Source organism: Xanthomonas arboricola, assembly GCF_003353015.1.
GTDB lineage: Bacteria > Pseudomonadota > Gammaproteobacteria > Xanthomonadales > Xanthomonadaceae > Xanthomonas > Xanthomonas arboricola_E.
This window is the reverse complement of the sequence record NZ_QREM01000007.1, coordinates 171564-193428: the sequence shown is the minus strand read 5'-3', so window position 1 is coordinate 193428 and position 21865 is coordinate 171564. Positions and strand designations below refer to the sequence as shown.

21 protein-coding genes are annotated in these 21865 nt (G+C 64.7%); 12 read left to right on the top strand and 9 right to left on the bottom strand.

Annotated features, from left to right (window positions below):
• Positions 1-311 precede the first annotated feature (311 nt).
• The 4 genes from C0541_RS04270 to C0541_RS04255 all read right to left on the bottom strand — a co-directional run bounded on the left by C0541_RS04270 (position 312) and on the right by C0541_RS04255 (position 3074).
• Positions 312-647, bottom strand: coding sequence for a thioredoxin family protein (locus tag C0541_RS04270; protein ID WP_115046065.1), 336 nt, complete (start codon positions 645-647; stop codon positions 312-314).
• A 21-nt stretch (positions 648-668) separates the two neighbouring features.
• Positions 669-1067, bottom strand: coding sequence for a host attachment family protein (locus tag C0541_RS04265; protein ID WP_104536642.1), 399 nt, complete (start codon positions 1065-1067; stop codon positions 669-671).
• Positions 1068-1169: 102 nt separating this feature from the next.
• Positions 1170-2315 carry an alpha/beta hydrolase gene (locus tag C0541_RS04260; protein ID WP_161959874.1) on the bottom strand — a complete coding sequence of 382 codons (1146 nt, stop codon included), beginning with the start codon at positions 2313-2315 and terminating at the stop codon, positions 1170-1172.
• Positions 2316-2618: 303 nt separating this feature from the next.
• Positions 2619-3074, bottom strand: a complete 456-nt coding sequence (locus C0541_RS04255) for an NUDIX hydrolase (RefSeq protein ID WP_115046063.1) — start codon at positions 3072-3074, stop codon at positions 2619-2621.
• Here C0541_RS04255 and C0541_RS20635 point away from each other — a divergent pair.
• From C0541_RS20635 to C0541_RS04230, 5 genes are all read left to right on the top strand, one after another.
• Positions 3067-3246, top strand: coding sequence for a hypothetical protein (locus C0541_RS20635; RefSeq protein WP_153064949.1), 180 nt, complete (start codon positions 3067-3069; stop codon positions 3244-3246). The genes C0541_RS04255 and C0541_RS20635 overlap by 8 nt on opposite strands.
• Positions 3247-3469: 223 nt before the next feature.
• The gene (locus C0541_RS04250; protein ID WP_115046061.1) at positions 3470-4126 is read left to right on the top strand and encodes an SDR family oxidoreductase; all 657 of its coding nucleotides are present in this window, start codon (positions 3470-3472) and stop codon (positions 4124-4126) included.
• Between the two features lie 110 nt (positions 4127-4236).
• Positions 4237-5307, top strand: a complete 1071-nt coding sequence (locus C0541_RS04245; protein WP_115046058.1) for a M4 family metallopeptidase — start codon at positions 4237-4239, stop codon at positions 5305-5307.
• Entirely contained in the window at positions 5304-5615 is a 312-nt protein-coding gene (locus C0541_RS04240; protein WP_115046057.1) for a protealysin inhibitor emfourin, read from the top strand. Before C0541_RS04245 ends, C0541_RS04240 begins: the two co-directional genes overlap by 4 nt.
• Before the next feature lie 352 nt (positions 5616-5967).
• Entirely contained in the window at positions 5968-7116 is a 1149-nt protein-coding gene (locus C0541_RS04230) for an HDOD domain-containing protein (RefSeq protein WP_429001331.1), read from the top strand.
• A 74-nt stretch (positions 7117-7190) separates the two neighbouring features.
• On the opposite strand, the gene C0541_RS04225 is transcribed toward C0541_RS04230, so the two are convergent.
• Positions 7191-9479: an ATP-binding protein gene (locus tag C0541_RS04225; protein WP_193725862.1), complete on the bottom strand. Its 2289-nt coding sequence runs from the start codon at positions 9477-9479 to the stop codon at positions 7191-7193.
• A gap of 177 nt (positions 9480-9656) precedes the next feature.
• Between C0541_RS04225 and C0541_RS04220 the strand changes: the two genes are divergently transcribed.
• Together C0541_RS04220 and C0541_RS04215 are read left to right on the top strand one after the other, a co-directional pair.
• The gene (locus C0541_RS04220; RefSeq protein ID WP_115046049.1) at positions 9657-9836 is read left to right on the top strand and encodes a CsbD family protein; all 180 of its coding nucleotides are present in this window, start codon (positions 9657-9659) and stop codon (positions 9834-9836) included.
• A 267-nt stretch (positions 9837-10103) separates the two neighbouring features.
• On the top strand, positions 10104-10550 hold the full coding sequence (locus C0541_RS04215; protein ID WP_115046046.1) for a hypothetical protein: 447 nt from the start codon (positions 10104-10106) through the stop codon (positions 10548-10550).
• 121 nt (positions 10551-10671) lie between these two features.
• On the opposite strand, the gene C0541_RS04210 is transcribed toward C0541_RS04215, so the two are convergent.
• Positions 10672-11409 (bottom strand): RNA polymerase sigma factor, encoded by a 738-nt coding sequence (locus C0541_RS04210; protein ID WP_238601256.1) that lies wholly within the window; start codon positions 11407-11409, stop codon positions 10672-10674.
• Between the two features lie 60 nt (positions 11410-11469).
• Entirely contained in the window at positions 11470-11823 is a 354-nt protein-coding gene (locus tag C0541_RS04205; protein WP_115047263.1) for a SymE family type I addiction module toxin, read from the bottom strand.
• 611 nt (positions 11824-12434) lie between these two features.
• On the opposite strand from C0541_RS04205, the gene C0541_RS04200 reads away from it, so the two are divergent.
• From C0541_RS04200 to C0541_RS04190, 3 genes are all read left to right on the top strand, one after another.
• Positions 12435-12656: an XAC0095 family protein gene (locus C0541_RS04200; protein WP_161959873.1), complete on the top strand. Its 222-nt coding sequence runs from the start codon at positions 12435-12437 to the stop codon at positions 12654-12656.
• A gap of 227 nt (positions 12657-12883) precedes the next feature.
• Entirely contained in the window at positions 12884-13864 is a 981-nt protein-coding gene (locus C0541_RS04195) for an AAA family ATPase (protein ID WP_115046036.1), read from the top strand.
• Positions 13865-14008: 144 nt separating this feature from the next.
• The gene (locus tag C0541_RS04190; RefSeq protein WP_161959872.1) at positions 14009-16417 is read left to right on the top strand and encodes a S8 family peptidase; all 2409 of its coding nucleotides are present in this window, start codon (positions 14009-14011) and stop codon (positions 16415-16417) included.
• A 471-nt stretch (positions 16418-16888) separates the two neighbouring features.
• Here the strand turns inward: C0541_RS04190 and C0541_RS04185 are convergent, their stop codons facing one another.
• Together C0541_RS04185 and C0541_RS04180 are read right to left on the bottom strand one after the other, a co-directional pair.
• The gene (locus C0541_RS04185) at positions 16889-17578 is read right to left on the bottom strand and encodes a glutathione S-transferase family protein (protein WP_115046034.1); all 690 of its coding nucleotides are present in this window, start codon (positions 17576-17578) and stop codon (positions 16889-16891) included.
• A gap of 183 nt (positions 17579-17761) precedes the next feature.
• Complete coding sequence (locus tag C0541_RS04180) at positions 17762-18514, bottom strand: SDR family oxidoreductase (protein ID WP_115046031.1); 753 nt, start codon at positions 18512-18514, stop codon at positions 17762-17764.
• Positions 18515-18634: 120 nt separating this feature from the next.
• On the opposite strand from C0541_RS04180, the gene C0541_RS04175 reads away from it, so the two are divergent.
• Both C0541_RS04175 and C0541_RS04170 read left to right on the top strand, forming a co-directional pair.
• On the top strand, positions 18635-19537 hold the full coding sequence (locus C0541_RS04175) for a LysR family transcriptional regulator (protein WP_115046029.1): 903 nt from the start codon (positions 18635-18637) through the stop codon (positions 19535-19537).
• Between the two features lie 172 nt (positions 19538-19709).
• Positions 19710-21794, top strand: coding sequence for a M13 family metallopeptidase (locus C0541_RS04170; RefSeq protein WP_115046026.1), 2085 nt, complete (start codon positions 19710-19712; stop codon positions 21792-21794).
• Positions 21795-21865: the final 71 nt, after the last annotated feature.

Sequence of the window (21865 nt, the reverse complement as noted above, 5' to 3'; positions counted from 1 at the left end):
CAACGCACAGGACACGGCGCATCAGTCAGGCAGGGCAATGGCACAGGCACTGGATGACGCCGGAGGCATTCCCGGACGGCCGCGCGGACTCAGCGACGCTGCGGGACAGACGACCAAGGGATGGGCAATGCCCAAGGGCTTGATCAGCCCGCTATGGTACTACAGCGCGCAGCTCGCTGCAGGCGCGATGCCGCCACATGGCGAAAACCCGCTTGTTTCAAGGCATCTGGCGCAATCAGCGCCTGCCTCGCGCCATGCATGCGCGAGGCATCTGCGCGCCCTGCTGCGCCATCCATCAGGCGCGGTGCGCGCTACATCGGCGCTTGGCCCAGCTGCGACAGCAGCGGCTGCAGGTCCTCGCGCGTCTGCGGGCGCACGGCGCGTGCAACTTCCACGCCGTCGCGCAACAAGATGATGGTCGGCCATAGCTTGACGCGAAACGAGCGGCCCAGGGGCCGCCCTTTTCCATCTTCGACCTTGCGGTAGTCCAGCGCCGCAACGCCGCCCAGCAACTTCTGCAGCAGCGGCTGTGCGGCGATGCAGTGGCCGCACCAGTCGGTACCGAACTCCAGCACCTGCAGGCCGGCCTGTGCATCCACCTCGCCACGTTCGGGCGCCTGCGTGGCGTAGTCGCGAACAAACCCCATCGGCTGGCCGCTCCGGTGCGCTTACGACAATGCGCGCTGGATGTCTTCCAGCGGCAGGTTGGTCAGGTCCTTGGCCAGGTCGCCCACCAGGCGCTGCTGGGTTTCCTTGTGCAGCAGCGGGCGCACACGGCCCAGCGTGGTCGGGTCGGCCACCAGGACCAGATGCGTGTACTCGTGCTTCAGCGCGCCATCGTTCAAGGCATGCGACAGCTGCTTGGCGAAGGTCATCTCGTCCATGTCCGCCTCGCTGAGATCCTGCGGCGCCTTGCCGGCCGGGCCGTCGTCGTCGACGTTCTGCACATCGGTGCGCGCGTGCTGGCGCAGCACCACCTTGGCTTCGTTGCCGGTGTTGGTGAACCAGCGTGCTTCGCCGCCATCGGCCACCACCACCAACGCTCCTTGAGGAATTTGCAGACTCATTCGATTCTCCTGATCAACGGCGGCGTTGCATGTGCAACGCCAGTCGGCCTCAACCTAGGTCAGAGGATGTAAGCGCCGCGCCTAGCCGGCGTCAGCGTGGCGTTAGCGTGGCGCCGCCAGCGGCGGGGGCGGCAGGCCCAGGTGCTTGCTGAAGAAACGCGCGGCCACCCGCAGCGCCTGCTGGCTTTCCGGCAGTGCGCTGGTGAGGTGGAAGGCGTGGCCCAGCCCGTCCCACACATGCAGATCCGACTCGCGGCCCAGATCCACCAGGCGCGCATGCGTATAGGCGGCATTGCTCAGCTCGGCCGCACGCGTGGCGGTGAGGAACAGCGTCGGCGGGAACTGGCGCAGCACCGCATCGGAAAACACCGGCGACACCAGCGGATCGTGGAAGTCCACGTTGTCGCCGTAGTACAGGTCTTCCCAGATCGGCAACGCACCGGCCTTGTCCGGCAACAAGGCATCGTTCACTGCCGCCACCACGATGCGCGAGTCGCCGCGGTAGCGCGCATCGCCTGCGGCGCAGAACAGCCCGGCCGCTGCCGGCATCGGCAATTTTTCCTTGGCGAACCATGCCAGCGATTCGCCAGTGAGCACGCCGCCGGCCGAACAACCGAACACGCCGATGCGCTCGGGCGCGTAGGTCTTGAGCGCGGCGCGATACACCGCCGCCACGTCCTCGCTGGCGGCCGGGAACTGGTGCTCGGGGCCCATCCGGTAATCCACCGCGACCACGGTCATGCCGGTCATTGCCGCCAGCGGAATGGCCTCCATCAACCCGAACGAGGCGGCGCTGCCCATCACGAAGCTACCGCCATGCAGCTCGATCAACACGCGCCTGGCCTGCTCGGGTGTGCGCGTGCGCGGCTCCACCCGCAGCACCGGCACGCCGTTCCAGGTCTCCGGCGTGATCTCCACCGCGTAGCGCGTGCGCAGCTGCGCAATCACGCCCTTGGCCCAGCGTTCGGTGTCGGCACGGATGCCCGGCAGTTGCTTGAGCAAGGTGGCGTTGTCGGCCTTGTCCAACGGATCGGCACGGGCCACCCCGTTGGCCATATGCGCACGTGCAGCCGGGCTCAGAAACTCCGACACCGGCAGGTCGAAAGCAGGCACGTGCCGGATGCCATCCGGGGCGGGTGCGGCGGCCGGTGTGGCCGGTGTGGCCGGCTCGGCGGCGCTTGCGTGCACGCTGCACGCGCTACAGATCAATGTGAGCGCCAGCGTTTTGTGCAACCAATGACGTGTCATGCAGTGCCCTCCCAGGCAAGTCCAACCGGCGAGGATAGCGCCAGCAGACCGCGCACATGACGTGCAGGACGTCGTGCAGACACGCGCGTTGCATGTAACGACGCGATGTAACGCAAATGCTGCAACTACGCACGCCGCAGCGTGCAATCAGGCCATCGCATCAAGCGTGCGCAAGCGGTCGGCGCCGCAGGCAGCGCATGCGTGGCCCTGCATCCGCGCGAACATCGCAAGCATCCGCACCACCACGGCGCATGCCGGTGCATCGCCGCCGGCACTGGCTGCAGCGACATCGAGGCATCGCACTCAGGCGGCAGGTGCCGACGCCGCAGGTGGCAGATGCTGCAACGCCTGCAACGTGGAGGTGGTCAGCGGCGACGGCAGCGCGTCCAGCGCAAACCAGCCGATGTCGGCAATCGCCTCGGGCTCGCGCCGCACCGCGTGCTCGCTGCCCTGGATCGCGGCCAGATACACCGGCGCCACCCAATGCTGCGGCGGCGTCAGCTCCGGCTCGAAGTAGCTGACGATGCACAGCACGCTTTGCAACTGCACGTGCAGGCCGGTTTCTTCCAGCACTTCGCGCACCACGGCATGTTCCACCGTCTCCATCCAGTCCACCTTGCCGCCGGGCAGGCCCCAATGGCCCTGCTCGGGCGCACGCCCGCGCTGCACCAGCAGCAGGCGGCCATCGGCGCGGCGAATGAACGCACCGCATCCAACGCGTGGACGAAGGTCGGTATCGGTGGAACGGGACATGGGCATTCCGAAGGCGTGGCGCCGTAGTGTCCCAGATGTGCGGCAGCCAGGCGCCATCCCGGTGATCGGCAACCGGCTGACCGAAAGGAGCATGGGCAACGATCCGCATTGCATCTGCGCCTTGCACGCCGGCAGCGACGGCCGGGAGATGCCGGCGCTGCTGCACGATGCCGCTTGATCGATGCAGTGCATCGCCTGAGGGTGGCCGCCTGATGCGCAGGGGATCGCGATGACGCTGCACTGCGCGCGTCACCGCCCGATCGCATCCGCACATCCACACGCCACATGCCGGGAACAACGTTTCTCCAGATGTCTCCACGGCCGATAACGCTGCCTTAGCGCCCCGTTGGCGAGGATGCGCGCAGCCCGCGCCGCGATGGCGCACCGTCTTGGAGGTTGGGATGTCCCGTATCGTGTTGATCGGCGGCCATGGCAAGGTCGCACGTCTGCTCACGCCGCTGCTGGTGCGCGGCGGGCATTCGGTCACGGCACTGTTTCGCAATCCTGCACACGCAGACGATGTGATTGCCGACGGCGCCACCCCGCAGCCGTTCGATATCGAACAGGCCGACACCGACGCCATCGCCGCGCAACTGGCCGGCCACGATGCGGTGGTGTGGTCGGCCGGCGCCGGTGGCGGCGATGCCGCGCGCACCTACGCGGTGGACCGCGATGCGGCGATCCGCTCGATGCAGGCCGCCGGGCAGGCGCGCGTGCGCCGCTACGTGATGGTGTCCTATCTCGGGGCCGGGCTGGAACACGGCATCGGCCCGGACGATGCCTTCTTCGCCTACGCGCAGGCCAAGGCCGCGGCCGATGCGCACCTGCGCACCACCGCACTGGACTGGACCGTGCTGGGGCCGGGACGCCTGACCCAGGACCCGCCCTCGGGCCGCATCACCTGCGATCCGGGCGGCGATGCCGACGGCGGCGTGTCGCGTGCCAACGTCGCGCAGGTCATCGCAGCGGCCTTGGCGCTGCCGGCCACCATCGGCAAGACGGTGGGCTTCATCGACGGGCCGACACCGATCCGGCAGGCCTTGTCGCAGCTGGAATGAACGCCAGGCCTATCGCGATGCCAGCGCGGCGCGCACAGTGGGCCGGCCTAACGAATTCCTAAAGCCGGCCTGGGCATAGTCACGGGCGCAGCCCATTGTGGAGGTCGCTTATGTCTGCATTCGTCACGCCACGCCGTGCCGGCATCCTGCCGCCGTACCTGCTGGACCATGTGGCCCAGGCGGCCCCCGAGCATGCGCGGCACTGCGCGCGGCTGTCGCGGCAGATCACCGCCCAGCTGCGGCAGCAGCGCGCGCTGGGCCTGCTCGCACGCACCCGGCCGCCGGCCGCCGATGCCGCGGACACGCCCACCGAGCAAGCAGTGCAGCGGCAGATCCACGACGCGCAACAAGGCACCGCGCTGCCCGGCACCCTGGTGCGTGCCGAGGGCGACGCTGCCACCGACGATGTGGCAGTGACCGAGGCCTACGACTCTCTCGGCGCCACGCATGACTTCTTCCAGACCGTGTACGGGCGCAATTCCATCGACGGCGACGGCATGCCGTTGATCGGCACCGTGCATTACGAGCGCGGCTACGACAACGCCTTCTGGAACGGCGAGCAGATGGTGTTCGGCGATGGCGATGGCGAGGTCTTCAACCGCTTCACCATCGCCATCGACGTGGTGGGCCACGAGCTCGCCCACGGCGTCACCGAGCGCACCGCCAACCTGATCTACCAGGACCAGTCCGGTGCCTTGAACGAGTCGCTGTCGGATGTGTTCGGCGTGTTGATCAAGCAGTACACATTGCAGCAGCAGGCCAGCGAGGCGGACTGGATCATCGGTGCCGGCTTGCTGATGCCCGGCATCAACGGCGTGGGCCTGCGCTCGATGCGCGCGCCCGGCACGGCCTACGACGACCCGGCGCTGGGCAAGGATCCGCAACCGGCCAGCATGGACGGCTTTGTCGACACCCAGGAGGACGATGGCGGCGTGCACTACAACTCCGGCATTCCCAACCACGCGTTCTACCGCGCTGCGGTGGCCATCGGCGGCCATGCCTGGGAGAAGACCGGCCGCATCTGGTACCGCGCGCTCACCGGCGGCGAACTGGCCGCCGGCGCGGACTTCGCCACCTTTGCCGCGCTCACCGTCCGCATCGCCGGTGCGGACTACGGCACCAGCAGTGCCGAGGCAACCGCGGTACAGCAGGCCTGGCGCGACGTGGGCGTGCTCGCATGAGCGCACAGCGTCCGCCGGTGGAGGCAGGCGTGACCCTGCGGCTGGCCCGCGAAGGCGGGGTGGCCGCCTTCCCCGCCATGCGCCGCGAACGGCAGCTGGTGATGGACGACCTGGACGATGCCCAGCGCCTGCAGCTGCGCAGCGTGCTGGACCAGTGCCTGGTGCATGCGCTGCCGCGCCCGCAGGCCGGTGGCGGTGACCGCCGCTATTTCAGCATTGCCTGGGACGGTGCCAGCGAACCACTGCGCATCCCTGAAGAACATGCACCGGCCGCGATCGTGCGGCTGTGGAAACAGGGCACGCTGTAGCGCGGTGGTGCCGCGGTGCCGCCGCGCGCAGCCCAGCACCGCCCACACACGCAGACACCGCGCAGTGCGCGGTGTCTGTGGGTCGAAAGTGGTCCAACTGCGGATGCCTGCACCCTTTAAGCTGCCTAGATGCTCTAGGGCTGCACAGCTGGTAACGCATAGTGCCGCCTGCGGCGTTAGCGCCACGTGCAGCGCAGCGGTCACCTTGAAGACATGCGTTTCATCGCTGCACTGCAGCACGTCGGTGCCGCGGTGCGGGCCTGGCGGTATCGCTCGCCACCGCACACCCGCATTGCCGTCCACACCGGCTTCGCGGATAGTCGCTGCACGATCAGACCACTCCTGGACCTTCGTGATTGCGTTGCTGCTTGCTGCCGGACTGCTTGCCGGCCTGGGACTTGCCGGCGTGCTCGCATGGCTGCTGCTGCGCCACCGTGCGCAGACGACCGCTGCAGCTGCCACCACCCCTGCCGCGCCCACGGCGCCCATGCCGGCACCGGCAGCCGTGCCCGCGCCGGCACCCGAGCATGCACGGGCGCCGGCCGCCGCTGCACCACGGCCCCTGCCGTCCGGGCCGCCGCCGATGCAGCCGCTGCTGCGCCGCATGTATGCCGCGGTGATGTCCACCCCCTCCCTGGCCGAGGGCCGCCTGCCCAGCGACCCGGCCCAGGCCGCGGTGCTGGATGCGGTCGGCGCTGCGCTCGCCCAGGTGGACCTGCGCCCGCAGCTGTTGCCACGCCGCCCGCAGTTGTTGCCGCAGCTGATGCGCGCGGTCAACGACCCGGACGCCTCCGGCCGCGGCATCGCCGCGATCATCGCGCAGGACCCGGCGCTGGCCGCCAACCTGCTGCGCATCGCCAACAGCGCGCTGTACCGCCCGCAGGGCGGCCCGCTGGAAAGCCTGGAGCGCGCCGTGGTGCATATCGGCACCGAGGGCGTGCGCCAGATCGTCGCCGCCGCGGTCATGCAGCCGGTGCTGAGCCTGGAAGGCGGCCTCTACGCACGCCTGCCGGCCGCGGTATGGGACTACGCCCTGCGCACCGCCGCCGCCGCGGCGGCCTACATGCGCGAGCGCGGTGGCGACACCTTGGCGGCGCAGCTGGCCGGCCTGCTGCAGGGCCTGGGCGCGGTGGTGATCCTGCGCGTGCTGCGCGATGCCTATGCCGAGCGCCCCAGCCTACCCTATCGCCTGGACGTGGCCGCCGTACTGGTCGAGCGCCATACCGCCGCCGTCGCCAGGACCATCGCCACCACCTGGGAGCTGCCCGCCGCGCTGGGCACCGCGCTGGACGAGCAACGCCCCGCGCACGACACCACCCTGCTCACCAGCTCGCTCGGCATGGCATTGCGGTACGGCCGGCTGGCCGCCGCACTGGCCATGCTCGCCCGCCACGGCGCCGAGCAGCAGGAGCATGCGCTGGACGTGCTGTCCACGCTGGAGCCGGACCACGCGGCCAACGCCGCGCTCTGGCAACGGCTGGTCGCCGCCAGCGTGGAGTGAGGGGCGGCCCGGCCGCCGCAGGCCGGGCCGCCCACGCGCCCACGTGCACACGCGCCCGCGTCGCACCGCCGCACTCAGCACTCGCTTGCGATCATCTCCTTCACCCGCGTGGACAGCACGCCCACGCTGAAGGGCTTGGCCAGCACCGCCATGCCCGGTTCCAGGTGGCCGTCGTTCAATTGCGCGTGTTCGGCAAAGCCGGTGACGAACAACACCTTGAGGCCGGGCCGGCCCACGCGCGCGGCATCGGCCATCTGCCGGCCGTTCATGCCGCCGGGCAGGCCCACGTCGCTGATCAGCAGGTCGATCCGCACCGGCGACTGCAGGATGCCCAACCCCGCCGCGCTGTCGGCGGCCTCCAGCACGGTGTAGCCCAGCTCTTCCAGCACCTCGGTGAACAGCAGGCGGATGGACGGCTCGTCGTCCACGATCAACACCGTTTCGCCGGCCAGCGACGGCGCCAGTTCCAGCGCGGCGGTGCTGCCATCGCTGCTGTCATCGGCACCGGCGTGCCGCGGCAGGTAGATGCACACCGTCGAACCCTTGCCCACTTCCGAATGGATGCGCACCTGCCCGCCGGATTGCTTGGCAAACCCGTAGATCATCGACAGGCCCAGCCCGGTGCCTTCGCCGAGCGGCTTGGTGGTGAAGAACGGATCGAACGCGCGCGCCACCACCTCCGGCGGCATGCCGGTGCCGGTATCGCTCACGCACAACGACAGGTAGTGCCCTTCCGGCATGCCCAGCTGCAGGCCCATCTCGTGGTCGATCCGGCGGTTGCTGGTCTGCACGCGCACGCGCCCGCCGTTGGGCATCGCGTCGCGCGCGTTGATGCACAGGTTGAGCAGCGCGTTCTCCAGCTGCGGCGCATCCACCAGCGCCAGCCACAGTTCGCCGGCGGCCAAGTTTTCCACGCAGATCCCCGGGCCCACCGTGCGCTGGATCAGCTCCAGCATGTCCAGCACCAGCCGGTTGACGTTGGTGGGCTTGGGCAGCAGCGTCTGCCGCCGCGCAAACGCCAGCAAGCGGTGCGTCAGCGCCGCCGCGCGCGTGGTGGCGCCCTGCGCGGTGGCCAGGTAACGCTCCAGCTCGCAGAAGCGGCCTTGCTCGATGCGCAGGCTCACCAGCTCCAGCGCGCCGGAAATGCCCGCCAGCAGGTTGTTGAAGTCGTGCGCCAGCCCGCCGGTGAGCTGCCCCACCGCTTCCATCTTCTGCGATTGGCGCAAGGCTTCTTCCACCGTCATCAGCTCGCGCGTGCGCTCGGTGACCCGCTGCTCCAGCGTGTCGCTCAGCTCGCGCAAGGCCGCCAGCGCGCGGTCGCGCTCTTCCGACAGCGCGTGGCGCGCCTCGATGTCCAGCAACACCCCGGGAAACCGCAGCGGCGTGCCATCGGCGCCCTTTTCGACCCGGCCATTGGCTTCCAGCCAGTAGTACTTTCCGTCGCACCGCTTGACCCGGTACTGGTGTGCATACGCACCGCCGCGGGCAAGCGCTTCGCCGATGGCCGCGCGCAGCCCCTCGCGGTCGTCCGGGTGCACCATGTCGATCACCTGTTCCAGCGTCAGGCCGGTGCGGCTGATGGACGGATCGAAGCCGAAGTTCTGCGCAAAGGCCTCATCCACCGAGAACGCGTCGGTGCGCAGGTCCCAGATCCAGGTGCCGATGATCGCCCCGGCCGCCAGTGCCAGCTGCACCCGCTCGGCATTGCGGCGCGCCACGGTTTCGGCTTCCAGCGCGCGATCGCGCTCGCTGGTGCGGTTGACCACCTCGTGCACCAGGTGCGTGTTTTCGTCGCTCAACCTCGCGTGCTGCAGCGCGCGGTTGCGCTCGGCCGCCACCTGCGCGGTGGTTTCGATGCCGATGTTCATCAGCCCCACGATGCTGCCGTCCTCGCCGCGGATCGGCGAGGCGGTGGCATTCCAGTAGCTCGTCCCGCTGACGCCGTTGCGCAGCATCGGCAAGGCGATCACTTCCTGCCCGAAGCCCTCGCCGGTCTGCATCACCCGCATAAAGGCCTGCGCAACCGGTGCGTAGGTTTCCTCCCACACCTCGGCCACCGGCTGCCCCAAGGCGTGCGGGTGACGGTCGCCCAGCGATTGCAGGTACACGTCGTTGTAGAGCAGGCGCAGCTCCGGCCCCCACAGCACCGCACCGAGCAGGGTGGAATTGAGCACCACCGACAGCGACGAGCGCAGCGACTGCGGCCAGGTCTCCGGCGCGCCCAGCGGCGTGGCCGCCCAATCGTGGGCGCGCATCAAGGCGCCCATCTCGCCGCCCCCCGCTAGAAACTCCAGGCCGATGGGCTCGATGGCGGGGTGCGCTGTGCTCACGTGACGGCTGTGCCTGGAGAAAAGTGCGCGCATTGTGCAGGCAGCGGTCTCAACAACACGTGCACAACGCCCCGCGCCCTCGCCGGGCTGCCGCACACGCGCCAGCGCAGCCGCTGCGCACTGACGCGCGGATGACGGCGCGCCCACGTCGCACTCACACCAACCGGGTCCAGACTGGTCCGCACCAACCCCAACCGTAAGAGGCACACCATGGACAAGAACCGTATCGAAGGCGCCGCCAAGCAGGTCAAGGGCGCGATCAAGGAAACCGTCGGCCGTGTCACCGGCGACAAGAGCACCGAGCTGGAAGGCGCCGCCGAGAAGAATGTCGGCAAGGTGCAGAACAAGGCCGGCCAGGTCGCCGACAAAGTGCGCGACGCTTCCAAGTAAGTCGGCTTCCAATCAAGCCAATCGAAGGCGTCAACGTCGATGGCAGTGCCGGCGGGCAGCACACCCGCCGGGCCGGAGCAGTGACTGGCCGTCAGCGGCAACGCACCACCGCGCAGACGGCAACGCCCACTTCGGCGAGAGATCGCACCAACGCCCCGACATGATCGGGGCGTTGGCGTTCTAGCCTGCGGTATGGCCAGAACAGGCCGGCTCACGACCTAGGCCCCCGGCGCATGGGCCAGCATGCCTGCTCACAGGGGGGACACCATGGACAGGATCACCATCGCGCGCCGTGTGGCGCTGGCACTGACAACGCTGTGCGCGCTTGCGTGCGGACAAGGCGTCTTGGCGCAGCACATGCGCTCAGCCACGGGCAAGGCGACGAGCACGTACATCCCGCCAGCGCGGCAGCCGTACAACGCCATGGCGCGCGACACCACGCCCTTCAATTGCGAGCAGTACCGCGCGCATCCGCACCCGGGCATGGTGCGTTACTGCCAGGGCATCGAGAACATGACCCTGCGCAACGAGGCGCATCGGCAAGGGCGGCCTGCGCCGTCGGATTCCGTCATCGCGCTGCCCGGCCTGGGCACGGCAGAGGCCAGGCAGCTGGGCGATGCGTGCGTGGGCGGGCAGGCGATGAAGCGGCTGCACAATGGATGGGAGCAGGTGTCGGCCGCTGCGGGTGGGTGGCAGCGGTGCCAGGGCGGATAGACGAAGGAACGCCGTGCTTCCACCAACGAGCAATGGCGCCGACGCGGAGGGTTGCGGAAGGTGCCACTACCTGATGCAGCTGCCCGGCTGCCCGTGATGCACCGACAGCCAGCTCGATGCATTACTCACCCACCGCCGCGCGGCAGGCGGCCAGGGCGCGGCTGATGTGTTTTTCCACCATCTTGACCGAGATGCCCATGACCGCGGCGACTTGCGGGTAGGTGAGGCCGTCGAAGCGGTTGAGCATGAAGGCCTGGCGGCATTTGCGCGGCAGCGCGGGCAGCGTGTGGGTGTGCAGGTGCTGCAGGGTGCGGCGGGCGTCCACCAGCTGGTCCACCGCCGTGCCGGCGGCGGCGAGCGGTTCGCTGTCCTCCAGCGGCACGTGGCGGGCGGCGTGCCTGCGGTGGCGCGTGCGCCAGTGCTCCAGCACCACGTTGTGGGCAATGCGGTACAGCAGCAGCTTGTAGCTGTGGATGCCTGGCGTGTTGCGGTAGGCCAGCAGGCGCAGCAGCGTTTCCTGGGCAAGGTCGGCGGCGGTGTGCGGGTCGCGCAGGCGCCGCCGCATGTAGGTGAGCAGCTCCGCCTGCAGCTGCACCACGGCCTGGTCGAAGCGTTCCCTGGGCGGCGCGCGCTCCTCGCGCACCTGCCAGCGCGTGGTGACGCGGCCAAGCGCGTAGAGACCCGCCGCGGGCGCGCGGGCCGGCAGCTCGCGCACGGCACAGGCGCTGCGGTGGTGCCACGGGCGGCTGCCGTAGCGCTCAACCGGCACCGCGCTTGCGGCGTGCATGCGCGCCGCGACCGCCTGGCTGATGACACCGTGGCGGTCTGCATGCGACACGCCGGTCATGCCCTCACTCATCATGCGACGTCTCCAGCAACGGGCCGGGCGCATGCGGTGCGCGCATGCGCTGCGGCGTGATCAATATGGGTCTACAAGGCTGATGACCAGTTCGCCATCGCGCTGGCGGATGTGCAGCTTGCTGCCGATGGCAAAGCCCAATTGTTCCAGCCAGCGGCCGCGCAGGCGCAGGGTGGGAATGCGCTGGTGACTGTCGGGATAGTACCCATAGCCGACAGTGCACTGCTGCGGCGCACGCGGGCGGCCGGGGCGCCGTGGTGTGCGAGGTTCGGCGCGGGGTTCGGGGATGGGCGTGCGCTCGAGGTAGCGCCGCGGCGGGATCGAGGGATCCAGCGAGCGCCAGACGACTTCGGTAGGCGGCGGCACCGTGGCGCGCTTGCGCGCAGACGCGGGGCGGGATGAGGATCGACGCATGGCAAAGCCCTCCTTGACGAACAGGCCCCGTCGCACGACGCAACGGGATGTCGGGAGGCTAGAAACCACAGACAGACTTCAGAATTGTTTTCCCAAACAGCTTTGTATTAGCTGCACTCCGACATAGGCATTCGCGTCGGCTGCACTCGTACAAAAAATCCAGGCACAAAAAACCCACCGGTTTGACGGAGGTGGGTACCGCTGCCTGAGGAGTTTCTAGGCTCCTTGCAACCGAGATTGCTACCTGTTTGGCGATGTGTCAACTGATAACTAGTGCGTCATTGCCGCCGCGCGTCCATTTGAAAAGATTACGTGCAAAGCCGCACATGTGGGCACCGGACATCGCTTCAACTTGACCCAACTCACCGCCGCACGCACACTTCCGCTCGGAGCCTAGAAACTCCACACAGACAGCGGTACCCACCTCCGAGAATTGGTGGGTTTTTTGTGCTCGGCCATCTGGCCTGGCACTGCTCGGCGTTCCTACGCCGGGAGGGCGGCGAATACAACACCCGCAAGGGGAATAAGCCCGCCGGCTGTCTGCGGTTTCTAGCCTCCCGGCATCCCGCTGCGTTGTGCAGCGGGAGCTGCCTCATGGCAAGGAGAGCGGAATGCACGACGAACCCGGCTACTGGATGTCCGAAGGCACGCAATACCACCTGCTCCGCGTACGCGACCAACTACGCCTGCTCGCCACCCTGGCCGCACCGCGCGCCCGTGACGAAGGCGCCATGGGCATGCCAGCCATTCCATTGCAGCAATGGGCGCACTGCCTGCAGCACCTAGCTGAACGACTAGATGACGTGCTCAACGATCTGGGCGGCGAGTCATAGTGGCATTCTTCTCCGCGCATAGGGGTCGGCACACGTCTGAGATACGCCACTCCATTGGGAGCTGACTGAACCACCTTAGCCTAATACGTATGGCGGTCGGCTTTCGGCCCGACCGGCCGATCAACGCACTGATTGCTCATGCGGTCATTGGGCCTTAAGCTGAGCGGGCCAGCTGAGTGGTTGGCTTGCACTGAGCGATAGCTGCTTAACTACGGACACCACATGTAATGTCCAACGCCGACCAGATCAAGGCGCTTGTAAAATCGTATCGCGATGGCGATGACGAACATTTTTTAGCAGTCGCTCTTCAACTCGCTGCCGCTGAAGCGAAGCGTGGCCATTTCAAAGCAGCTGAAGACATTAAGCATCTAGTAGACAGTGCACGCTCTCGTAAGCCAGCCCGTGCAACTCCACTCCATCAACCCCGCGGAGAGCTTGCAGCTTTACTACAAGCTTCGTATCCGAACACAAGAGTAACGGACCTAGTTGCTAGTGCACGGCTTTCGAGTCAGCTTCAGCGTGTCATAAAAGAGCAAAGGTACGTAACGAAGATTTCGGCGCACGGCCTATCTGCAAGAAGGAAGCTTCTTCTGGTGGGCCCTCCAGGTACCGGTAAAACACTAACGGCGAGTGCTCTTGCTGGCGAACTCGGGATCCCGCTTCTTACCATACGATTAGATGCATTAATCACTAAATTTCTAGGCGAGACCGCTACTAGATTACGACAAGTCTTCGAGGCAATTGAAGCGACTCGGGGCGTCTACTTTTTTGACGAGTTTGATGCTATCGGCTCACAGCGTAGCAACGAAAACGATGTAGGGGAAGCCCGCAGAATACTAAATAGTTTTCTTCAGATGCTAGAGCAAGATACGTCTTCAAGTCTAATATTAGCTGCAACTAATCATCCGAATATATTAGACCATGCGCTCCTGCGTCGGTTCGACGACATTCTTAGCTATGAGTTACCTGACACATCCCAAATATCTAGCCTATTAAAAAACAGGCTTAACGGGCTCACTCCACAAAGAACAAGCTGGGCAAACCTAGCCTCACAGGCTGAAGGACTTAGCTATGCAGAAATCGTACGTGCAGCTGATGATGCAATAAAAGAAACTTTGATTTCTAACGAAAAGAAGGTGCAAGCAAAGACTATCGGCGCAATGATCGCCGAAAGACATGCGATGCATTCGGTATGGACACGCCTTTAAAAACGTGAGCAGGGAATGCCTAAAAATCCAAGGCCGCATATTAAGTTGCCTCCTCAGCTGAGCACGGCGCCAGCATTCGTCCCGAAGACTGGAGGAGAGAAAAAATCAGTACCGCCACAAGATCGACAGCGACACGCTGGAAAGTTGCGAGGCGATCTCGCTAGCGTATCAGCGGCACTGGATGATGCTAAATTTAGTCAAGAAAGTTCCGGCTGGGATGCTGGCTTTGGCCTTATTGTCAGATTTTCTAGTTTTCCCAATATCGAACTTGCAGCTGAATCTTTTGATAGAAGCAGCGACGGCATTGAACTGTTGTGCGTTCAGGATGAAGGTGGTGAGGAATACGCGATTGCCTGGATACCGGAGGGTAAATTGGCAGTTTTTGAAAGAAAAATAACAGACTATCTTTCTTTCAAAAAAACTGCCACAGGAGAATCGAGGGACGGCCAGAAATTAATTGACTCAATTCGTGAAATTCGTGCAGCGGTAATTGAGGATCTCTGGACAGGGTCCACATTGATACCTGACGAAAATTCTGAATGTAAATTCGAAGTTTGGATTGGATCTCCACACTTACGCAAAAGAGGCAAACAATCGACAGAAACTCTCAAAGGCAGAGTCGATCGTTTCCGAGCGGTTGCTACCTTGATTGGCATATCGGTAGCGGAGAAAACTCTTTTCTTTCCAGAAAGAGCAGTCATTCAAATTAGTGGATCCATTTCGCAACTAAAAGGCTCATTAGATCTGCTCGGACAAATCGCTGAACTGCGACTAGCTCCTGAAACAGCAGACTTTTTTATGCATCAAAACCCGCAGGAACAGCGGCATTGGACAGATGAGCTTCTATCTAGAGCTACCTTTAGGGATTACAGGCTCAATCCACCTTACGTATGCGTGCTTGATACGGGATGCGCGTATGCACACCCACTACTCAGAAGCCTCATCTCAGACTTTGATAGTCACTGTTTAGTGCCTTCTTGGTCGACTCAAGATGAAGCCGGGCACGGCACTGAACAATGTGGGATTATTGCGTGGGGTGATTTAACAGACTCACTAAGCTCTAGATTACCCATTGATATACCATATAGGATTGAATCAGTTAAAATCCTGCCCGATAACTCTTCCGATTATCATGAACATTATGGTTATGCCACATCTCAAGCAGTAGCTCTTCCTGAGATTAGACACCCCTTTAGAACACGCATATTTTCATTAGCTATAACGTCCACAGCTAGTACTTATTTAGGAAAGCCTACAGCTTGGTCTTCTGAAATAGACGCCATAACGTCCGATTGGGCCAATGATGGATCCACGCCTCGCTTAATGATACTGAGTGGTGGAAACATTCAGGCTCGAACGTCTACTTGCTACCATTCATTAAATAGCTCAAGTGGAATCGAAGATCCGGCACAATCTTGGAACGCCTTAACGGTCGGGGCAATAACTCATAAGACCTCTATCACTGAAGAGGATGCGGCACATTATTCCCCTATAGCTAGCCCTGGCGGACTTAGTCCTTTTAGCACTACGTCACGACCCTGGGACAGGGAGTTGCCGTTTAAGCCTGATGTAGTGTTTGAAGGCGGAAACATGGGGCTCGATGGTGACTTTGCTAGTCGTTTCGATAGCCTGAGCCTGCTCACTACATCCCACAAGCCTACAGCTTCCCATTTTTCAACTACAGAGGCGACGAGTGCAGCATGTGCTTTGGCTTCGGGTTTCGCAGCTAAACTACAGGCTCAATATAAAAATTTTCGGGCCGAGACAATTCGGGGGATAATTGTTCACAGCGCTGAATGGAATGATTCTCTATTGAATCAATTTCCTGGGGCCTCGCATGAAGCTGTCGAAAATCGGCTTAGACACTGTGGGTGGGGTGAGCCAAACTTAGAGATCGCACTGCATAGCGACTCAAATTCAGTTACGCTAATAGCAGAAAGTGAGCTCACGCCATTTTCGCGCAAGGCTAAGAAAGTAGTTAATGGAAAGACCTCAGGGGGTGGAGTTACATCACATGAGATGCGACTCCATAAACTGCCATGGCCTGATGCGCTTGGCGCCTTGCTTGACAAAGATGTGGAACTTCGGGTCACACTATCTTATTTCATAGAACCCAATCCAGGTGAGCGGGGAAGAAACAATAGATTTTCATATGCGTCTCATGGATTACGCTTTTCTCTCCAGAAGAGCGCCGAATCTCTACCGAGCTTTCTCGCAAGAATTAATAAGGCTGCCAGTCAAGGAGAAGAGGAAGATCCGAAGATAATCGGTTCACAGGGATGGGCTTTGGGTGAAAAGAAAAGGTTTAGAGGGTCGCTACACCACGACAGGCTCACTTGCAGTGCTGCTTCTCTAGCAGGCTCAAAGCATCTTGCGGTTTACCCGGTGGGCGGATGGTGGAAAACGAGAGAGTCCCACGAGAGATTTAACCGCAGCGCCAAATATTCTTTAATTGTTTCCGTCACTTCTCCTGAACTATCAGTAGACATAGATCTTTATAGCGCGATGCAACTAGCGATTGAGGCAGAAATTGCAACAATTGTGGCTACTTAGGCCAAAGCGATGCTGTCCAAGACCTGGTGATTTTTCGGTAGATATTTAAGGGGCGGTGTGCAACAGCAGTCGGCCAAACGATCACTGCGACACGGCTCAAGCAACGGCTGCCGCGCCTGGTCATGGGTGAGCGTGGCAGCCAGTGCGGGGCAATAGGACTTGGATACAGGGCGCCAGGCGTTAATCCACCTGCGGAAGTACCTGTGCATATAAGGCGCACCACCAGACTGTTACGTTCAAACTGACATAACTTCGGCAAGCTTCTGCGAGATGGCGGGAATAAGCCGTTCTTAGTTCGGGTAGCGCCGTACTTGGCCGCCGAACAGTCGGAATAGCAGCAGTTTCCGACAGCCTTCCATGAGTTTGAGTAGGGCTTTGGCAGAGCATTGCCTGCCGCAGCGCCTGCGCGTCTATGCACCGCGCGCCAAGTAGCGCAGGCAGGCGATCAGGCCTGCACGGAGCATTGGCTGCTTACGCGGGCACAAGCACCGCCTCTGCCAGCAGGGCGCGCTGCCTGTGCAGATGCTGCTGGAAGCGGCTGGCGTAGTCCTGCCCCACCGCGCCGATGACGCTGGGCCGGGCGGCCAGGGCGGCGCGCCAGGCGCCGATGCGCGGCAGCCCTTCAAAGAGGGGTGCACAGACATCGGCGGGCAGCAGGCCGAAGTAGCGCAGTAGCGGGGCGAACACCACATCGACCATGCCAAATGCCGAGCCTGCGAAGTAAGGACCTTCGCCCAGCACGTCTTCGAGCTTTTGCAGCTTGCCGCGGAAGGCGGCGCTGGCGGTGTCGGCGCTGGCCTGGTCGCTCGCATTGAGGAACTGCCAGGCGTCGGCAAAGGTGGGCGCGGCAAACTCGATCCAGGCGCGTTGCTGTGCACGTTGCAGCGGGTCGCGCGGGTACAGGCTGGTGCTGCCGCTGGTCTCGTCGAGGTAGTCGCAGATCACCACGCTCTCGAACAGGGTGGCCACGCTGCCATCCGGCTGGCCGATGCGCAGCAGCGGCACCTTGCCGGTGGGCGACAGGGCCAGGAACCAGTCCGGCTTGGCGTGCAGGTCGATATCCACGCGCTCGAAGGCGACCGCGTGTTCCTGCAGCACGATGGCGGCGCGTTGCACGAACGGGCACAGCGGGTGGCTGATCAGGGTGAGGGTGTTGGGCATGGGCAATGGCTCGCGTTGCGAAAGGGGGGGGCCAGGGCAGCCGTGGGCCGGCCTTGCCTGCATGGCAAAAAGACGCCTGCGCCTCGCCATGCAACCGGTGCAGGGCGATGCGCAGGCGCAGGTGGGTGCCGGCAGGGCGGCGATGCGCGGCGCCTGCCGGCGCCTGGCGGGTGCGCGCGGGGCTCAGCCGTTGAGCAGGCGCCCGCCGTCGACCACGAGTTCCGACCCCACCGTCCAGCTGGATTCGTCCGAGGCCAGGTACAGCACGGCCTTGGCCACCTCTTCCGGGGTGCCGAAGCGGCCCATCGGGATGCTGGCGGCGATTTCCTCGTTGAGCTTTGCACGGTAGGCGTCGGGCACGCCGAGCTTGTCGTACAGCGGGGTTTCCACCGGGCCGGGGCTGACGGCGTTGACGCGGATGCCGCGGCCCAGCAGTTCGCTGGACAGCGTCTTGGTCATGCTGAGGAAGGCGGCCTTGGTGGCGGCATACACCGACGAGCGGGCCATGCCGGCATGCACGTTGACGGAGGTGTTGAGCACCACCGAGGCGGGGTTGGCCAGCACCGGCAGCAGCGCCTGCAGCAGGAAGTACGGGCCCTTGACGTTGATGGCGAAGGAGGCGTCGAAGGCCTGCTCGGTCCACTCCTCGATCGGCACCCAGACCGAGACGCCGGCGTTGAGGAAGACGACGTCCAGCTGGCCGTAATGGGCCTGCACCGCCTGCGCCAGCTCCTGCTGGGCGGCAACGCTGGCCGAGTCGGCGCGCAGCACCGGCACGTCCGGCCCCAGGATGGCCTGGGCCTTGGCGATGGAGTCGGGGTTGACGCCGGTGACGATGACGCGGGCGCCTTCGGCGAGGAACTGCTTGGCGGTTTCCAGGCCAATGCCGGTGGTGCCGCCGGTGATGAGGGTACGTTTGCCTGCAAGACGTGACATGGTGTGCTCCTGATGGTGCGGTGCCCGGCCGCCGTATGGCGGCCTTCGATGCGGCATCTTCGCCCCATGCGCCTGCTGCTATAAGATCCAGCGGGAACATAACCTTCATGCGCTGTGCGCATGAATCGAGGACGCATGGACCGGTTTTTGCTGATGACCTGCTTTGCCCGCGCGGTGGAGACGGGCAGCTTTTCCGCCGCCGGGCGCGACCTGGGGCTGGGCCAGCCCAACGTCAGCCGGCATGTGGCGGCGCTGGAGCAGCACCTGCAGACCCGGCTGCTCAACCGCTCCACCCGCAAGCTGGTGCTCACCCCGGAGGGCGAGCGCTATTACGCGGAGGTGCGCCGCATCCTGGATGCGGTGGGCGAGTCTGAAATGGCGCTGCGCGACGATGTGCAGCCATCCGGGCTGCTGCGGGTGGCCTGCCCCACGGCGTTGTCGCATACCTTCGTGCTGCCGCTGGTGCCGGCGTTCTTGCAGCGGTTTCCGGCACTGGAGCTGGACCTGCAGATCAACGACCGCTACGTGAACCTGCTCGACGAAGGCGCGGAGCTGGCCATCCGCATCGGCCACCTGGACAGCAGCGCGCTGCGCGCACGCCGCATCGGCGCGTTCACGCGGGTGACGGTGGCCAGCCGCGCCTACCTGGACAGGCGCGGGGTGCCGGCCGTGCCCGAGGACCTGCGCCACCACGACTGCGTGCTGTACACGCTGCTCAGCACCGGGGCGAGCTGGCGTTTCCGCGAGACCGACGTGCCGGTGTCCGGCCGCTTTCGGGTCAACTCGCCCGAGGCCGCGCGCGCGGCGGTCAGCGCCGGGCTCGGCATCGGCCAGGGACCGGCGTGGCTGTACGAACAAGGCCTGGCCTCGGGCGAATTGCAGACCGTGCTGGATGCCTTTGCGCCGCCGCCGGCGCCGATGCAGATTGTCTACGCCGCCAACCGGCTGGTGCCCAAGCGCGCGCTGGTGTTCATGGATTTCATTGCCGAGGCGTTTGCGAAGATTCCGCAGCTCAATCGCTAGCGACACCTGCGCTGCGGTGGTGCCGGTGCCGGTGCGCCGCCGGCGCTTCGCTTACCTGCACGCGTGTGCCGTTGCGGGCGCGGGAATCCTCAACTTTGTTCGCCCGCGCGCAGCCTGCGCGCAAGGCTCGCCTAAGCTCGCGGCACCTTCCCCATGCACGGCTGCCACGCCCATGTTGAGCAGACACAGTCTCGCGCTTGCCACCTTCATGGCATTGAGCGGTTGCAGGCAGGCCAGCGAGCAAGCGACCGCGCCCACCGCATCCACGCCCGCGGCGGCGGCGGCCACTGCGGCTGCACCGGCATTGGATATCAGCGAACTGGATCGCGCTGCCAACGCCTGCCAGGATCTGAATGCCTTTGCCAACGGCAAGGCGCTGGCCAGGGGCATCCCCGACGACGAGGTGGGCATCGGCACCTCGTATGACGTCTACAACGCCAGCTATCGGGATCAGCACGCCATTGCAGAGGCCTTGCTGAAAGCGCAGCCGGCCAGCGGCTCGGTGGAGCAGCTGGTCAGGACGTTCTACGCCTCGGGCATGGACGAGGCAGGCATCGAGCGCCTGGGCGCGGCGCCCATCCAGCAGCGGCTGGCGGTGATCGATGCCTTGACGAATGCGGGCGACATTGCCGGCTTCATCACCCAGCGCCATGCCGAGGGCGACAGCGTGCTGTTCCAGTTCATTGCCCAGCCCGACGCGCAGAGCGTGTCGAAGATGGTGGGCTATGCCCTGGTCGAAGGCATGACGCTGCCCGCAAAAAATTATTATATGGACGCGCAGTACGCTCCCATCCGCAAGGCCTACCTTGCGTACATCCAGCGCACGTTCGTCCTGGCCGGCGTGCCGGCCGAGCAAGCGGCCGAGCAGGCCGGGCAGGTGCTGCAGCTGGAAAGCCGCCTGGCCGCCGCGCTGCTCGCGCCGGCCGAGCAGCGCGAGCCGAAGAACATGTACCACTGGCTCACCACCGCGCAGGCCAATGCACTGACGCCACACTTTGCCTGGGACCGCTTCATGGCCGCGCAAGGTGTCACCGGGGAAAGCGGCCTGGCGCTGTCGCAGCTGGCGTTCTTCAAGGCATTCGATACGCAGTTGCAGCGCGCGCCGGTGGCGCAATGGAAAGCCTATCTGCGCTTCCGCACCATCGACGATGCGGCGCCGGCACTGAGCAAGCCGTTCGCGCAGAACCACTTCGCGTTCCACTCCACAACGCTGGAGGGCCGGCAGGTGCAGCAGCCGCGCTGGAAACAGGTGATCACCACATTGAACCAGACGATCGCCGAGGCGATGGGCCAGCTGTATGTCGCCCAGAAGTTTCCCCCGGCCTCCAAGCAGCAGGTGCTGGCGCTGGTGGAGAATGTGCGCGCCGCCATGAAGCTGCGCATCACGCACGCCGACTGGATGAGCCCTGCGACCAAGGCCAAGGCATTGGACAAGCTGGCCAACATGATGCCGAAGATCGGGTATCCGGACACCTGGCGGGCGTGGTCGGGCCTGCAGCTGGACACCGGCACCTACCTGCAGAACATCGAGCGGGCGGCGGCGTTCAATCACCGCGCCGAGATGGCCAAGGTCGGCAAGCCGGTGGACCGCAAGAGCTGGGGCGATGTGGCGCCGCAGACCGTGAATGCCTTCTACGCACCAAGCGAAAACAGCATCTACTTTCCCGCCGTGATCCTGCAACCGCCGCTGTTTGCGGCCACGGCCGACGATGGCCTCAACTATGGCGGAATCGGCGGCATGATCGGTCACGAGATCAGCCATGCCTTCGATGACGAGGGCAGGCAGTTCGATGCCATCGGCGCCACCCGCAACTGGTGGTTGCCCGCGGATGTTGCCGCGTTCGACACGCGCACTGGCAGGATCAAGCAGCAGATGAGCCGCTACGTGCCGCTCAAGAGCAGGCCGGACCTGCACGTCAACGGGCAACTGGTGCTGGGCGAGAGCATCGCCGACTTCACCGGAATCACCATCGCCTACGACGCGCTGATGCTGGAGCTGCAACAGCACCCCGAGCGCAATGTCGCCATCGACGGCTATACGCCCGAGCAACGGTTCTTCATCAACTGGGCCCGGCTGTATCGCAATGCCCGCCGCGAAGAAGCCCAGGTGAAGGCACTCAACGCCGACCCGCACCCGCCCAGCGTGGTACGCGTCAATGCCGGGCCGTCCAACCTGCCGCAGTACGCCAAGGCGTTTTCCTGCAAGGCGGGCGATGCGATGGTGCGCTCCGAGCAGGAGCGTGCACAGGTCTGGTGAGGTGGGCGTTCGGCAGTGTGGCGGCCGCGCAGGCCGCCGTGCTGCGTTGACTGTCTGCCGGGGTGTGCCCG